Source organism: Pseudomonas sp. P65(2024) (assembly GCF_057480955.1).
In genome coordinates this window covers 543,314-557,593 of record NZ_JBLIYX010000001.1, presented here as the reverse complement: position 1 = coordinate 557,593, position 14,280 = coordinate 543,314, and the positions used below count along the sequence as shown (strand labels likewise).

General features: G+C 63.0%; 14 protein-coding genes. 3 read left to right on the top strand and 11 right to left on the bottom strand.

What is annotated here, in order from left to right; genetic code table 11:
* Positions 1-29: 29 nt before the first annotated feature.
* The 7 genes from AC25MA_RS02595 to puuE all read right to left on the bottom strand — a co-directional run bounded on the left by AC25MA_RS02595 (position 30) and on the right by puuE (position 7,053).
* On the bottom strand, positions 30-812 hold the full coding sequence (locus AC25MA_RS02595; RefSeq protein WP_028692841.1) for an outer membrane protein OmpK: 783 nt from the start codon (positions 810-812) through the stop codon (positions 30-32).
* Between the two features lie 349 nt (positions 813-1,161).
* Positions 1,162-1,947 (bottom strand): outer membrane protein OmpK, encoded by a 786-nt coding sequence (locus AC25MA_RS02590; RefSeq protein WP_207853074.1) that lies wholly within the window; start codon positions 1,945-1,947, stop codon positions 1,162-1,164.
* 141 nt (positions 1,948-2,088) lie between these two features.
* Positions 2,089-3,444: a nucleobase:cation symporter-2 family protein gene (locus AC25MA_RS02585; RefSeq protein WP_028692843.1), complete on the bottom strand. Its 1,356-nt coding sequence runs from the start codon at positions 3,442-3,444 to the stop codon at positions 2,089-2,091.
* A 194-nt stretch (positions 3,445-3,638) separates the two neighbouring features.
* Complete coding sequence (locus AC25MA_RS02580) at positions 3,639-4,958, bottom strand: urate hydroxylase PuuD (RefSeq protein WP_028692844.1); 1,320 nt, start codon at positions 4,956-4,958, stop codon at positions 3,639-3,641.
* A gap of 45 nt (positions 4,959-5,003) precedes the next feature.
* Complete coding sequence (locus AC25MA_RS02575) at positions 5,004-5,507, bottom strand: ureidoglycolate lyase (RefSeq protein ID WP_011532943.1); 504 nt, start codon at positions 5,505-5,507, stop codon at positions 5,004-5,006.
* Between the two features lie 104 nt (positions 5,508-5,611).
* Positions 5,612-6,127, bottom strand: a complete 516-nt coding sequence (uraD, locus tag AC25MA_RS02570; protein ID WP_062362542.1) for a 2-oxo-4-hydroxy-4-carboxy-5-ureidoimidazoline decarboxylase — start codon at positions 6,125-6,127, stop codon at positions 5,612-5,614.
* Positions 6,127-7,053, bottom strand: coding sequence for an allantoinase PuuE (puuE, locus tag AC25MA_RS02565; RefSeq protein WP_028692846.1), 927 nt, complete (start codon positions 7,051-7,053; stop codon positions 6,127-6,129). Before puuE ends, uraD begins: the two co-directional genes overlap by 1 nt.
* A gap of 378 nt (positions 7,054-7,431) precedes the next feature.
* Here puuE and uraH point away from each other — a divergent pair, with 378 nt between their 5' ends.
* On the top strand, positions 7,432-7,785 hold the full coding sequence (uraH, locus tag AC25MA_RS02560) for a hydroxyisourate hydrolase (RefSeq protein WP_028692847.1): 354 nt from the start codon (positions 7,432-7,434) through the stop codon (positions 7,783-7,785).
* Between the two features lie 72 nt (positions 7,786-7,857).
* Here the strand turns inward: uraH and AC25MA_RS02555 are convergent, their stop codons facing one another.
* Both AC25MA_RS02555 and AC25MA_RS02550 read right to left on the bottom strand, forming a co-directional pair.
* Entirely contained in the window at positions 7,858-8,634 is a 777-nt protein-coding gene (locus tag AC25MA_RS02555; RefSeq protein ID WP_236248725.1) for an RHS repeat-associated core domain-containing protein, read from the bottom strand.
* 153 nt (positions 8,635-8,787) lie between these two features.
* On the bottom strand, positions 8,788-10,137 hold the full coding sequence (locus tag AC25MA_RS02550) for an NCS2 family permease (protein ID WP_062362540.1): 1,350 nt from the start codon (positions 10,135-10,137) through the stop codon (positions 8,788-8,790).
* A gap of 358 nt (positions 10,138-10,495) precedes the next feature.
* Here AC25MA_RS02550 and AC25MA_RS02545 point away from each other — a divergent pair, with 358 nt between their 5' ends.
* Both AC25MA_RS02545 and aqpZ read left to right on the top strand, forming a co-directional pair.
* Entirely contained in the window at positions 10,496-11,251 is a 756-nt protein-coding gene (locus AC25MA_RS02545) for a GntR family transcriptional regulator (RefSeq protein ID WP_028692849.1), read from the top strand.
* A 149-nt stretch (positions 11,252-11,400) separates the two neighbouring features.
* On the top strand, positions 11,401-12,099 hold the full coding sequence (gene aqpZ, locus AC25MA_RS02540; protein WP_028692850.1) for an aquaporin Z: 699 nt from the start codon (positions 11,401-11,403) through the stop codon (positions 12,097-12,099).
* On the opposite strand, the gene guaD is transcribed toward aqpZ, so the two are convergent.
* Both guaD and xdhC read right to left on the bottom strand, forming a co-directional pair.
* Entirely contained in the window at positions 12,096-13,400 is a 1,305-nt protein-coding gene (gene guaD, locus AC25MA_RS02535) for a guanine deaminase (protein WP_062362535.1), read from the bottom strand. The genes aqpZ and guaD overlap by 4 nt on opposite strands.
* Positions 13,401-13,410: 10 nt before the next feature.
* The gene (xdhC, locus tag AC25MA_RS02530; protein ID WP_088851743.1) at positions 13,411-14,256 is read right to left on the bottom strand and encodes a xanthine dehydrogenase accessory protein XdhC; all 846 of its coding nucleotides are present in this window, start codon (positions 14,254-14,256) and stop codon (positions 13,411-13,413) included.
* Between the last annotated feature and the right edge of the window lie 24 nt (positions 14,257-14,280).

Genomic DNA, 14,280 nt, shown 5'->3' with positions numbered 1-14,280 from the left:
GCTTTTACAGGCTTTACACTGGCATCAGATCAGAAGTGAACTTTCACCAGGAAGCTCATGGTGTTCTGATCGGTGGTAAAGGCATCGCTGTCCTTGATGCCGTACTTGTTCTTCCAGTAGTCGTACTCGATACCCACGTACAACTGCTTCTCGCCCAGGTGCAGCGCCTTGCCCAGGTCGTACTTGACCTGCGGGTTGAAGTGCAGGTTGGCCTGGTAGGTGCCGCGACGGTTCTCGTCGTTGTCGACCACCCAATCCATGAAACCGTCGATCAGGATGTCGGACGAGCCCACGGGAATGGTGTAGGACCACACCGGGGTGATCTGCCAGACATTGTCGCCCGGACGGCTGCCGTCGGTGGTGCGCTGGTAGAAGTTCAGCTGGAAGTAGTCGAAGCCGGGGATGGCCAGGTCGAAGCCGGGGCCGATCAGGTAGGACTCGGTATCACCCTCGCCGAACTCGTAGGTCATTGCCAGCAGCACATCCTTCACCGGGCCGAACTCGAGCTTCTGGTCGAAGATCTTGCCGAACGACAGGCGTGGGCTGAACTCGCCGTAGTAGGTGTTGGGGCCGTTGTTGGCGTCCTTCTTGCCCTGGTAGAAGATCTTGTCGAGGAAGAAGAAGTTGTCGCCGTACTTCCACGCATCGGCGTGCTCGAAGGTCACGGTCTGCTGGATCTCGGGGTTGACCTTGAAGTTCTTGCCCCACAAGTAGGTCAGGCTGTTGTTCTGCCATTGCAGCAGGTCGCCGGCTTGGCTGGCGCCGCAGGCCAGCAGACCACCGGCGAGGATCAGGCTATTGATGATACGCATTGCGAGTGTCGCTCCCTTGATTGGATCTGTTGTCAGCGCTCGGGCGCTGTTCTTGTCTTTTGGGTCAGCTTTTTTCAATTGGCCACAGCTGTTTGGCAAGAGCTGCGCCAACTTTTCCACGTTGGGCACAACCATCCTGCTCGACGTCTTTCTGAACGGATGAAATGGGTATTTCACGCTGGCAACACGTTGGCCAACCGCCCGGAAACATTGACTGAGCGGTCAGCAAACGCGGGCGGGATCCTTCCCGCCCCGATCGAGGGGCGCGCAGATTACTCACTTGCGCGCCGGGCCTCAAGTGCTCCGTCCTGGAGCACGGTGGTGCAAATTTGGGCGTTCGGTCAGTTTTTCAGAAGTGCACCTTCACCAGGGCACTGGCCACGCTCTGGTTGCTGTCCACGTTGCCGCGGCTGTCGATGCCGTACTTGTCCTTCCAGTAGCTGTATTCGAAGCCGACGTAGAGCTGCTTGGCGCCCAGGTTCAGGGCCTTGCCCAGGTCGTACTTGACCTGCGGGTTGAACTGCAGGTTGGCGTGGTAGGTGCCGCGACGGGTCTGGTCGTTGTCGACCACCCAGTCGATGTAGCCGTCGATCAGGATGTCGGACCTGCCCACCGGGAGGGTGTACGACCAGGCCGGGGTGATCTGCCAGACGTTGTCGCCGGGGCGGCTGCCTTCGGTGTTGCGCACGTAGAAATTCAAGGTGAAGTAGTTGAAGCCCGGCACGTTCAGATCGAAGCCGGGGCCGATCAGGTAGGCCTCGTTGTCGCCCTCGCCACGTTCGTAGGTCATGGCCAGCAGCACGTCCTTGATCGGACCGAAGGCCAGGTTGCGCTCGAAGATCTTGCCGAACGACAGGCGCGGGCTGAACTCGCCGTAGTAGGTGGTCACGCCTTTGCCGGGGTCGGCCTTGCCGTTGTAGAAGATCTTGTCGACGAACAGGAAGGTGTCGCCGTACTTCCATTTGTTGGCATGTTCGAAGGTGATGGTCTGCTGGATGTCGGGGTTGACCTTGAAGTCCTTGCCGTACAGGTAGGACAGGCTTTCGCCGTGCCATTGCAGCCATTCGCCGGCGTGGGCGGGGAGGGTGGCCAGCAGGCTGCTGCCCAGCAGGACGGACGTGGTGATGCGCTTCATGTTGTGATTCCCGGACTTATTGTTTTTGTAAGGGCTTTTTCGGCGCGCAAGCGCCCCGGGCGGCCCATTCCGGCGGGCCGACGGTCCAGCGTTACCGCGTGGTTGGAACGGGGCGGCCGGTACGGCACCGCCCCAGGTCACTCAATGCTGGTGACAGGCATCGTTGTGCGCGGCGCGGTCGGCGCCGCCGAGGATGTTGAACAGCAGGTTCAGCACCAGGGCGCTGAGGGTGGCCATGGCGATGCCACTGTGGGTGATGGGCTCCATCCACTGCGGCATCTGCGCGAAGAACTCCGGCCGCACCACCGGGATCAGGCCGAAACCGACGCTGACCGCGACCAGCAGCTGGTTGCGTCGGTCGGCGATGTCCGCTTCCTGGAGGATCTTGATCCCGGTGGCGGTGACCATGCCGAACATGGCGATGGACGCGCCCCCCAGTACCGCGGGCGGAATCGAAGCGATCAGGAAGGCCGCCTTGGGTAGCAGGCTGAGCAGGATCAGCAGCGCGCCGGCCATCACCGTGACGTAGCGGCAGCGAACCCCGGTCATCTGCACCAGGCCGATGTTCTGGGCGAACGAAGAGTGGGTGAAGGTGTTGAAGAAACCGGCGATGAACGACGCGCCGGCATCGCACAGCAGGCCGCGTCGCAGCATGCCCGGCGTGACTTCACGGTCGGTCACCTTGCCCAGGGCGAGGAACATGCCCGTGGACTCGACGAAGATGATCACCACCACCAGGCACATCGACAGGATCGGCGCCAGGCTGAAGGTCGGCATGCCGAAGTGCAGGGGGGTGACCACCTGCAGCCACGGCGCCTCGCTCAGGCCCGACAGGTCGACCATGCCGATGGAGCCGGCGAGCACATAGCCCAGGCCCATGCCCACCAGTACCGACACATTGACCCAGAAGCCGCGCATGAAGCGGTTGATCAGCAGGATCACCGCCAGCACCAGGCCGGCGACCATCAGGTAGATCGGCGCGCCGAAGGCTTGTGCCTCATGGCCGCCGCCGGCCCAGTTGACCGCCACCGGGAACAGCGACAGGCCGATCGAGGTGATGACCGTACCGGTCACCAGCGGCGGGAAGAAGCGCACGACCTTGGACATGAACGGCGCGATCAGCATGCCGAAGAACCCGGCGGCGATGGTCGCGCCGAAGATTCCCTGCAGGCCGACGCCGGGCATGCCGGCCATGGCCACCATGCTGCCGACGGCGGCGAAGCTGGCGCCCATCATGACCGGCATGCGGATGCCCACGGGGCCGATACCGAAGGATTGGATGATGGTGGCAACGCCGGCGACCAGCAGGTCGGCGTTGATCAGGAAGGCGACTTCTTCGCGGGACAGGCCCGCCGCCTGGCCGATGATCAGCGGCACCGCGATGGCGCCCCCGTACATCAGCAGAACGTGTTGCAGACCCACCAGGATCAGCTGGAACAAGGGCAGGGGCTGTCGTGGTGGCGCAACAGGGATGTACGCCTTGGGTGACTCGGACATGCAGCACCTCGAGTTTTGTTTTTATTCTCGGATCCAAGCGGGCGGCTTCACGTGGCAGGCTCCGGTGAAGGAGGCTGGGGACCCACGTGAAGCCGAACGCTCGATGCTTGCTTGTTACGTAGAGCTTGGAAGCGAGGCCGGGAGTACCGGCCTCATCGCGGGGCAAGCCCGCTCCCACGCAATCGTGGGGTGTCTCAGTTGACCTGCGCGCCTTTGGCGATCCAGTCGCCGACCAGCTTGCGCTCCTCGACGGTCATCTGGGTGATGTTGCCCAGCGGCATGATCTGGCTGGCGACGGCCTGCGCCTGGATGCGCGCGGCCTGGGCCTGGATCTGCTGCGGGGTGTCGAACATCACGCCGGCAGGTGCGGCGCTGAACAGCGGGCTGGTCGGCTTGGCCGAGTGGCACACGGTGCAGCGTTCCTGAATGACGGTGTGGATCTTGTCGAAGCTGCCGGTGGCCGCCTGGGCCGTGGCCTGGGCAGGTTCCGCAGCGGGTGCCTGGGCAGGCTTGGCGGCCTCCTCTGCGCGCAGTTCGGCGGCGGTCTTGCCACCGACGGCAGTGGCCGGCAGCGGCTGGTACTCGACCTTGGCGGCGGCCTGCTCGGGTGCGGTTGGCAGCGGCTTGGGACCGGTCACATAGGCCAGGCAGATCATCGCCAGGGCACCGACGGGCAGGGTCCAGGCGTACTTGTTGCTGTCGTGGCGGGTGTTGAAGTAGTGACGGATCAATACAGCGGCCACCGCGATCCCGGCCAGGATCAACCAGTTGTACTGGCTGCCGTAGGTGCTCGGGAAGTGGTTGCTGATCATGATGAACAGCACCGGCAGGGTGAAATAGTTGTTGTGGCGCGAGCGCAGCAGGCCCTTGGCCGGCAGCACCGGGTCGGGCGTCTGGTTGTTCTCGATCGCCGCCACCAGCTGGCGCTGGGCCGGCATGATGATGCGGAACACGTTGCCGACCATGATGGTGCCGATGATCGCGCCGGTGTGCAGGTAGGCGCCACGGCCGCTGAACACCAGGCTGAAGCCCCAGCAGGCGGCGATGATCAGCACGAACAGCACGGCGCCCAGCAGCGCCGGCTGCTTGCCCAGGGGCGAGTCGCACAGGAAGTCGTAGATGAACCAGCCGGCAACCAGCGAACCGATACCGATGGCCACCCCTTCGGCGCCGCTCAGGGTGCTGCCGGGCGCCAGCAGGTAGAGGCTCGGGTTCCAGTAGAACACCACGCACAGCAAGGCGATCCCGGACATCCAGGTGAAGTAGGCTTCCCATTTGAACCAGTGCAGGTTCTCGGGCATTTTCGGCGGCGCGAGCTTGTATTTCTCCAGGTGATAGATACCACCGCCGTGGATGGCCCAGAGGTCACCCGACAACCCATCGCGCGGGTTGCTTCGGTTCAGGTGGTTCTCCAGCCAGACAAAGTAGAACGATGCACCGATCCAGGCCACGCCGGTGATCATGTGAACCCAGCGAATGCTCAGGTTCAGCCATTCGTGAAGGTGTGCTTCCACAGTATGTACCTCTCGCCAGTCACCATCTCGATGACCGACCCTTTCTTATTGGTGGGGATTGAGGATCAACATCTGTTCCTCGGGGAAGTAATGCTCATCGCAGTTGTTGCCAGAACCACTGCGATCAACCACCAGGAAGTCATCCCGCTTTTCGATCGTCAGCACCGGGTGGTGCCAGACGCCGCGATGGTAATTAACGCCCTGCCTGCCATTGCTGCGGAAGGCTCGGACCAAGCCTGATACAGGTGCATCGCCAACTGGCGCGACCACGATCAGAAAGGGGTTGCCGAGCAGCGGGATGAAAGCCTGGCTGCCCAGCGGATGGCGTTCCAGCATGCGTACGGTCAGCGGCATCTCCAGCGCGTCGGCGCGGAAGATACTGATGATCGCCTTGTCCTCGGGCTCGGCGGTCTCGACCGTGGCGAGCTTGTGGAAGCGCATGGTCGAGCCGTTGTTGATCATGAAGTGGTCGCTGCCGTCGGTTTCGATCACGTCACCGAAGGGGGCGAAGGCTTCTTTGGTCAGGGGCTCGATCATCAGGGTGCGCATGCGGGTCTCTCTTGTATGTTCGTTGTTCTGGATTCTGGTGGACCGGCCTGCCGGGCCCTGGGTGCGGACGCGTCACGCACTCGGGCGAGGCGGGCACGCAGTCCTCAAAGCTGCAGCAGGCGGAACAGGGCGATCAGGTTGATCTGTGCCAGGGCTTCCTTGAATTCGGCATCCCGGTCGTTGTGGATGCGTTTTTCGAAGGCAGCGAGGATCTGGTGCCGGTTGCTGCCCTTGACCGCCATGATGAACGGGAACTGGAACTTGGCCTTGTAGGCGTCGTTCAGTTCGGTGAAGCGGGCGAACTCCTCGGCGGTGCACTGGTGGATGCCGGCGCCGGCCTGTTCATTGGTGCTCGACTCGGTCAGCTCGCCCTGGATGGCGGCCTTGCCGGCCAAGTCCGGGTGAGCGTTGATCAGTGCCAGTTGCTCGGCATGGCTGGCGCTGAGCAGGATGTCGCTCATGCGCTGATGCAGCGCCTCGATCTCGTCCAGCTCGGCCAGCTGGCCCAGGTCGTAGGCTTTCTCGGCGACCCACGGCGAGTGCTCGTAGATGTCGGCGAAGGCGGCGACGAAGGCGGCGCGCTCGAGGGTGGAAGGCTTGAGGGTCTTGAAGGCGGTCATCAGGCGTTCTCTTTCTTGTACGGGTGGGTGGCGTGCCAGTGGCGGGCGATGTCCGCGCGCCGGGCGAACCAGACCTGTTCGTGGCTCTTGGCGTAGTCGACGAAGCGCTTGAGCGCGGCCAGGCGCGCGGGACGGCCGACCAGGCGGCAGTGCAGGCCGATCGAGAGCATCTTCGGTGCTTCGGCGCCCTCGGCGTAGAGCACGTCGAAGGCGTCCTTCAGGTACTGGAAGAACTGCTCGCCGCAGTTGAAGCCCTGGACCTGGGTGAAGCGCATGTCGTTGGTGTCCAGGGTGTAGGGGATCACCAGGTGCGGCTTGTCGGTCGGGTTGTTCGGTTCCCAGTAGGGCAGGTCGTCGTCGTAGGTGTCGCTGTCGTAGAGGAAGCCGCCTTCCTCCATCACCAGGCGCCGGGTGTTCGGGCCGGTGCGGCCGGTGTACCAGCCCACGGGGCGCTCGCCGGTGATCTCGGTGAGGATGCGGATGGCCTCGAGCATGTGCTCGCGCTCTTGCGCTTCATCCATGTACTGGTAGTCGATCCAGCGGTAGCCGTGGCTGCAGATCTCATGGCCGGCCTCGGCCATGGCGCGGATCACGTCAGGGTGGCGCTGGGCGGCCATGGCCACGGCGAAGATGGTCAGCGGCACGCCGCTGTCCTTGAACAGCTTGAGCAGGCGCCAGACGCCGGCGCGGCTGCCGTATTCGTAGAGCGACTCCATGCTCATGTTGCGCACGCCCTGCAGCGGCTGGGCGGCGACCATTTCGGAAAGGAACGCTTCGGACTCCTTGTCGCCGTGCAGGATGTTGCGCTCGCCACCTTCTTCGTAGTTGAGCACGAAGGACAGCGCAATGCGGGCATTCCCCGGCCATTGCGGATGAGGTGGGTTGTTGCCGTAACCGATCAGGTCGCGTGGGTAGTCAGCGCTCACTGCAGTCTTCCTTCTTGTTCGTTAATGCGGTGGGTGGGGCGGGCCGCGTCGGGATGTCGCACCACCGGATGGGCTGATTGTATACAACTTCTGAAATCTTTTGTAAGCCTGTTTTTCCGCATTTCTTCCCATTTGTCGCGTGAGAATGGCTTGCAAGAAACCTGCCCGATTGGTCAGTAAATGGTGAGAGCGGCAGCATGGCGCTTGTCTTCGCGACTGGTGGCTTGTTTTGTAGAGGTTGCGCAGGATGGGATAAAAAATTGTGTACAATTTACCGATAAACTGTCTTAATGACTTCATTCCCGCACGCCGCAGGCCCCGTGCCCGGTGATTGCCGTGTATTTTTTGCCCACGCATACGACAAGAGGCGACAAGCAAATGGGACGTTTGACCACACACGTACTGGACGCCGCGCACGGCTGCCCGGGTAGCTCGATCAAGGTCGAGCTGTACCGCGTCGAAGGCCAGCAGCTGGAGCTGGTGAACACCGCCCTGACCAACAGTGATGGCCGTGTCGACGCGCCGCTGCTGCAGGGCGACGACTATCGCACCGGCGTCTATCAATTGCAGTTCAGCGCCGGTGACTACTACCGCGCCAAGGGCGTGAAGCTGCCGGACACCGCGTTCCTCGACGTGGTCGTGCTGCGCTTCGGTATCGACGAGCAGCAGGAGCACTACCACGTGCCGCTGTTGATTTCGCCGTACAGCTATTCGACCTATCGTGGAAGCTAGTTGGTCGCTAGAAGAATCTTCGTAGGTCCTTGGCCCGCTCTCACACTGGCGGGCTTTTTTTCGTCTGGAGCCTTACTCCCTGACTTTCTCTACGGTGCTGGAAAGATTCAATGCTCTTCCGGTTTTCAAGGCAGCTATGTCCGCGCCTCCAGCCGTCGCTGCGCCCAGCAGGTGGCCGACTACAGCGGTTGCTATGGTTCCGGGTGTGATTTTTGCGGCAACCGCTTCTGGAGTACCGTTGAATTTCAGCCAGGTGTTTGCCATCTCCAGATGGGCGACGACAGAGGGGATTTCCCCCCTATTCGCCTGTTGCACGGTTTCTGCGTAACGAGTTTGGAGATGTTGGGGCAAGGGCGGGGCCCCATTACTGTCTTTTGCAATGTAGGCGCCGGCGACACGTTCTCCAAAAAACGATTTGTTTGGGGCATTGACGATCTGCTTGGCTTCCGACGTGGCCAAGACGCGTCCCGGTGTGGCGCCGGGCACGGTATTGCGTAAAAACGAAGTCGTGAATTGTTGATGCATCTCCTTGATGAAAGCAGTGACACCGCCAGTAGGGTCATGTTTATTGATCGGGTCGCCTGCGCAATAGGTGTAACTATTGCTGCCACCTTCTCCGAAGGGACTTAGCGGATCTGGGCTAATGAAGCGCATGAGGTGGGGGTGGAGCAGACGGTGACCGTTGCCCAGATGATAATGGCCGGTGCTGGGGTCTGGAATCTGCCCACTGAAGCCGGTCCGTACGCCTGGCCTGTGTACCTTGCTTCCATAGGGTGTATAGGCGTTTGGGATGGACTGGGCTTGCATGACTGAGTGGGCCCAGTCTGTTGCCAATATGTGAATAAACATGATTTTTGATACTCCTGCGAGGAGGGCTTTTCCTGCTAGTAGTAGCGTGCTTGCAGCGGATTTACACCTATCAAAAATGTCAGAAGGGCACAGCCGAACGTGGCACCTCGGGCCGCTGCGGCTGCCCGAGGTGAGTCGAATGAATCTCGCTGATTAGAGGAACACAAACTTCGCAATGAAGATGGCGCACAGCACCCACAGGCTGGCCGAAATTTCCTTGTACTTGCCGGTACCCGCCTTCAGCGCCACGTAGCTGATGAAGCCCAGGGCGATGCCGTCCGCCACCGAGAAGGTCAGCGGCATCATGATCACCGTGACGATCGCCGGAATGCTGTCGGTGGCTTCGTCCCACTCGATATGCGCCATGCTGCCCATCATCAGCATCGCCACGTAGATCAACGCGCCGGCGGTGGCATAGGCCGGAATCATCCCGGCCAGCGGGGCGAAGAACATCGCGGCAACGAACAGCACGCCGACCACCACGGCCGTCAGGCCGGTACGCCCACCCGCCGCCACGCCCGCGGCACTTTCCACGTAGCTGGTCACCGGCGGCACGCCGACCACCGCGCCGAACACGCTGGAGGTGCTGTCGGCCTTGAGCGCCCGTGACAGGTTCTCGATGCGCCCGTCCGGCGCCACCAGGTTGGCGCGCTGGGCCACGCCCATCAGCGTGCCGGCGGTGTCGAACATGTGCACGAACAGGAACGCCAGCACCACGCTGATCATGCTGACGTTGAACACCCCGGCCACGTCCATGGCCATCCAGGTCGGCGCCAGGCTCGGCGGCATCGACATCACCCCGCCGAACTTGACCAAGCCCAGCCCCCAGCCGGCCAGGGTGACGCCGATGATGCTGATCAGGATCGCGCCGAACACCCGCTTGTAGCTGAGGATGGCGATCAACAGGAAGCACACGGCCGCCAGCAGCGGGCCGGGCTCATGCAGCGAGCCCAGCTTGACCAGGGTGGCCGGGCTGTCGACGATGATGCCGGCGGTCTTCAGGCCGATCAGCCCGAGGAACAATCCGACGCCGGCCCCCATGGCATGGCGCAGGCTTACCGGGATGCTGTTGAGTAGCCACTCGCGCACCCGCGAAACCGTCAGGAACATGAACAGCACGCCCGAGACGAATACCGCCCCCAGCGCCGTTTCCCAGTTGTAGCCCATGGTGCCGACCACGGTGTAGGTGAAGAAGGCGTTGAGCCCCATGCCCGGCGCCAGGCCCACAGGCCAGTTGGCGTACAGGCCCATCAGCAGGCAGCCCAGGGCGGCGGCGATGCAGGTGGCGACGAACGCCGCGCCGTGGTCGATACCGGCGTCGGCCATGATGTTGGGGTTGACGAAGATGATGTAGGCCATGGTGATGAAGGTGGTCACCCCGGCGATCAGTTCGGTCCTGACGGTCGTGCCGTGTCGCTTGAGTTTGAAAATCCGCTCCAGCCAGCCCGATTCGAGCGGTGGGGCGAGATCCAGCGTAGGTGCTTCGGATTTGCGGCTTTCCACAGCGAGTACTCCTCAAGTCTTTCTTGTTGTTCGAAGCCTGGTCCTGAGCCGACGCACTTGGGGGCTTCGCGAGGGAGGGTGTGGCAGACGTCCGACCATTTTGTTGACTTATGGGTCAGGAAGTTGCTCGCAGGATTATGCTTTTGTGTACAAATAAAGCAAATAATGTTTTATCTTTTGTGCGTACAAACGGTCGTACAACGGCTATATAGGTAAAAGGCCACCTGCAGAAACGGGTCAGCCTGTGTACAATGGCGCCATACCTTGGCCCATTATCTTCTTTCCGGACTTGCCATCCCCCCGTCGACGGGCATTACAGTCACGGTCCGACTGGCAGATCCCTTGTGCTCGAGCGCCCATGAACGAACAGCTGCAACCTCTGAAAAAACCTGCGCGTACCGGCAAGGCCGGCCGCAGCGGTACCCAGGACGACATCGTCTACGCGCACATCTTCGAGGCGATCCTCGAGCAGCGCCTGGCCCCGGGCACCAAGTTGAGCGAGGAAGCACTGGGCGAAATTTTCGGCGTCAGCCGCACCATCATCCGCCGCGCCCTGTCGCGCCTGGCTCATGAAAGCGTGGTGCTGCTGCGGCCGAACCGCGGCGCGGTGGTGGCCAGCCCGACGGTGGAAGAGGCGCGCCAGGTGTTCTTCTCTCGGCGCATGGTCGAGCGCGCCATCACCGAACTGGCCGTGCAGCACGCCACCGCCGAGCAGCTCAACGAACTGCGCCAGATGGTCCGCGAGGAGCGCGACAGCTTCTCCCGCGGCGACCGCGGCGCCGGTATTCGTCTGTCCGGCGAATTCCACCTCAAGCTGGCCGAGGCCGCAGGTAATGCGCCACTAGTGAGTTTCCAGCGCAGCTTGGTGTCGCAGACCTCGCTGATCATCGCCCAGTACGAAAGCGGCAACCGCTCGCACTGCTCGTACGACGAGCACATGCAACTGATCGACGCCATCGAGGCCCGTGACGCCGAACAGGCGGTGAGCCTGATGATGCACCACATGGATCATATCGACAGCAAGCTCAACCTCGACGAGGAGAGCGCCTCGGACGATCTGCACGCGGTGTTCTCGCACCTGCTGAAAAAGCCCAAGGCCACCGCCAAGGGTTGATCGTTTGCCTGCATGAACCAGGGGCCGCTTTGCGGCCCCTGGTCGTTTCTGGCCACCGGCCAAAGCTCTGCTAGATTTCTCTTCAGCAAACCTTCATCAGGCAGTTGGGCTTGCGCAGTCGTTGCGTCCAATTACTTGAGGAATGCTCCATGAGTTCGTCCCTGGGTGTGCGCATGGGTGCCGAGTTGGTCGGCACGTTCTGGTTGGTCCTTGGCGGGTGCGGCAGCGCGGTGCTGGCCGCCAGTTCCCCGGTCGGCATCGGTGTCCTCGGTGTTGCCTTCGCCTTCGGCCTGACGGTCCTGACCATGGCCTTCGCCATCGGTCATATCTCCGGTTGTCACCTCAATCCCGCCGTGTCGTTCGGCCTGGTGGTGGGCGGGCGCTTCCCGGCGAAGGAGTTGCTGCCCTATGTGATCGCCCAGGTGATCGGCGCGATCCTCGCCGCAGCGGTGATCTACTTCATCGCCAGCGGCAAGGCCGGTTTCGAGCTGGCCAATGGGTTGGCTTCAAACGGCTACGGCGAGCACTCGCCCGGCGGGTACACCTTGGCGGCAGGCTTTGCCAGTGAAGTGGTGATGACCGCGATGTTCCTGGTGATCATCATGGGCGCCACCGATGCCCGGGCGCCGGCGGGGTTCGCGCCGATCGCCATCGGCCTGGCGCTGACCCTGATCCATCTGATCTCGATCCCGGTAACCAACACCTCGGTGAACCCGGCGCGCAGCACGGGGCCGGCGTTGTTCGTCGGTGGCTGGGCCGTCCAGCAGCTGTGGCTGTTCTGGGTGGCACCGCTGATCGGCGCGGCGATCGGCGGTGCGCTCTATCGAGGCCTGGCGAAACAGCCTTAGCGCTGGTGCACGCAACGCCCGGCGGCGTAGGTCTCGCGTACGGTGCGGTCGTCGCCCAGGGTGGTGAGCACGAACAAGGTCTCCTCGATGTTCTTCGACTGCTGCAGACGGTAGTCCAGCAGCGGCGTGGCCTTGTAGTCGAGCACCACGAAGTCGGCGTCATTGCCCGGGCGCAGGCTGCCGATGCGGTCGTCCAGGCGCAGGGCGCGGGCGCCGCCGAGGGTGGCCAGGTACAGCGACTTGTACGGGTGCAGGCGCGCGCCTTGCAACTGCATCACCTTGTATGCCTCGTTCAAGGTATTGAGTAGCGAGAAACTGGTGCCGGCGCCGACGTCGGTGCCCAAGCCCACGTTGACCTTGAAACGCTCGGCCTGGGGCAGGTTGAACAGGCCGCTGCCCAGGAACAGGTTGGAGGTCGGGCAGAAGGCGATGGCCGAGCCGGTCTCGGCCAGGCGCTGGCATTCGTCGTCGCACAGGTGCACGCCGTGGGCGAACACCGAGCGCTCGCCGAGCAGCTCGAAGTGGTCGTAGACGTCCAGGTAGCCTTTCTGCTCGGGGAACAGCGACTTGACCCAGTCGATCTCCTTGAGGTTCTCCGACAGGTGGGTGTGCATGTACACGCCCGGGTGCTCCTTGAGCAACTGGCCGGCCACGCTCAGCTGCTCCGGCGTGCTGGTCGGCGCGAAGCGTGGGGTGACCGCGTAGTGCAGGCGGCCCTTGCCGTGCCAGCGTTCGATCAGCGCCTTGCTGTCGCGGTAGCTGGATTCGGCGGTGTCGGTCAGGTAGTCGGGGGCGTTGCGGTCCATCATCACCTTGCCGGCGATCATGCGCAGGTCAAGGCGCTCGGCCTCCTCGAACAGGGCGTTGACCGACTCGGGGTGCACGCTGCCAAACACCAGGGCAGTGGTGGTGCCGTTGCGCAGCAGTTCCTTGAGGAAGATCTTCGCCACCTGGTCGGCGTGGGCCTTGTCGGCGAACTGCTTCTCGCAGGGGAAGGTGTAGGTGTTCAGCCAGTCCAGCAGTTGCTCGCCGTAGGAGCCGATCATGCCGGTCTGCGGGAAGTGGATGTGGGTGTCGATGAAGCCCGGGGTGATCAGGGCGTCCTGGTAGTGCTGCACCGGAATATCGGCGTCGAGGGTCGGCAGCAGCTCGCTGGCGTGGCCCAGGGCGCTGATGCGGCCGTTGTCGACCACCAGCAGGCCGTCTTCATAGTATTCGCAGGACGCCTCCAGGCCGACCTCGGCGGGGTCGGCGATGCTGTGCAGGATGGCGGCTCGGTAGGCTTTGCGGGTTGCGCTCATGGGGCTCTCGTCAAAGGGTCTGGCTGCGTCGCGAGGACGGCAGCAACTGGGCGATGGAGCCTGAGTTGGCGGCAGCGTCGTGCTGGCCGAAACAGGCGTTGTAGGTGGCAATGATCTCGGCGGCGATGGACACGGCGATCTCGATCGGCAGCTTGCCCTTGACCTCGGCCAGGCCCATCGGGCAGCGCATTCGCGCCATCAGGGCGTCGTCGAAACCGCGCTCGCGCAGGCGGTGCTCGAACTTGACGCGCTTGGTCTTCGAGCCGATCAGGCCGAACCAGGTGAAATCGTTGCGCTTGAGGATCGCGGCGGTCAGTTCCAGGTCCAGCTGGTGGTTGTGGGTCATGACGATGCAGTAGCTGCCGGCGGGCAGGTCGGCGACTTCGTCGACCGGCTCTTCGCTGACGATCCGGCTCACCCCGTTGGGGATGATGTCGGGGAACTCCTGCTCGCGCGAGTCGATCCAGCGCACCCGGCAGGGCAGCGCGGCGAGCAAGGGTACCAGAGCGCGACCGACATGGCCCGCGCCGAACACCGCGATCTCGGCTTGGACGCCGGTCATCGGCTCGAACAGCAGCACGGTGGCGCCGCCGCAGCACTGACCGAGGCTGGCGCCAAGGCTGAAACGCTCCAGATGCGGGGTGCTGCGATGTTCCTCGAGCATCTGCCGGGCGATGTGCAGGGCCTTGAATTCCAGGTGGCCGCCGCCGATGGTGTCGTACAGCGCGCTGGCGCTGACCACCATTTTCGAGCCGGCGTTGCGCGGCGTGGAGCCGCGTTCCTCGATGATGGTCACCAGGACGCAGGGTTCGCCGCGGGCTTGATGGTCGGCGAGGGCGTTGATCCATTGGTGCATGTCTTCAGTCCTCCTCGGTGCCCT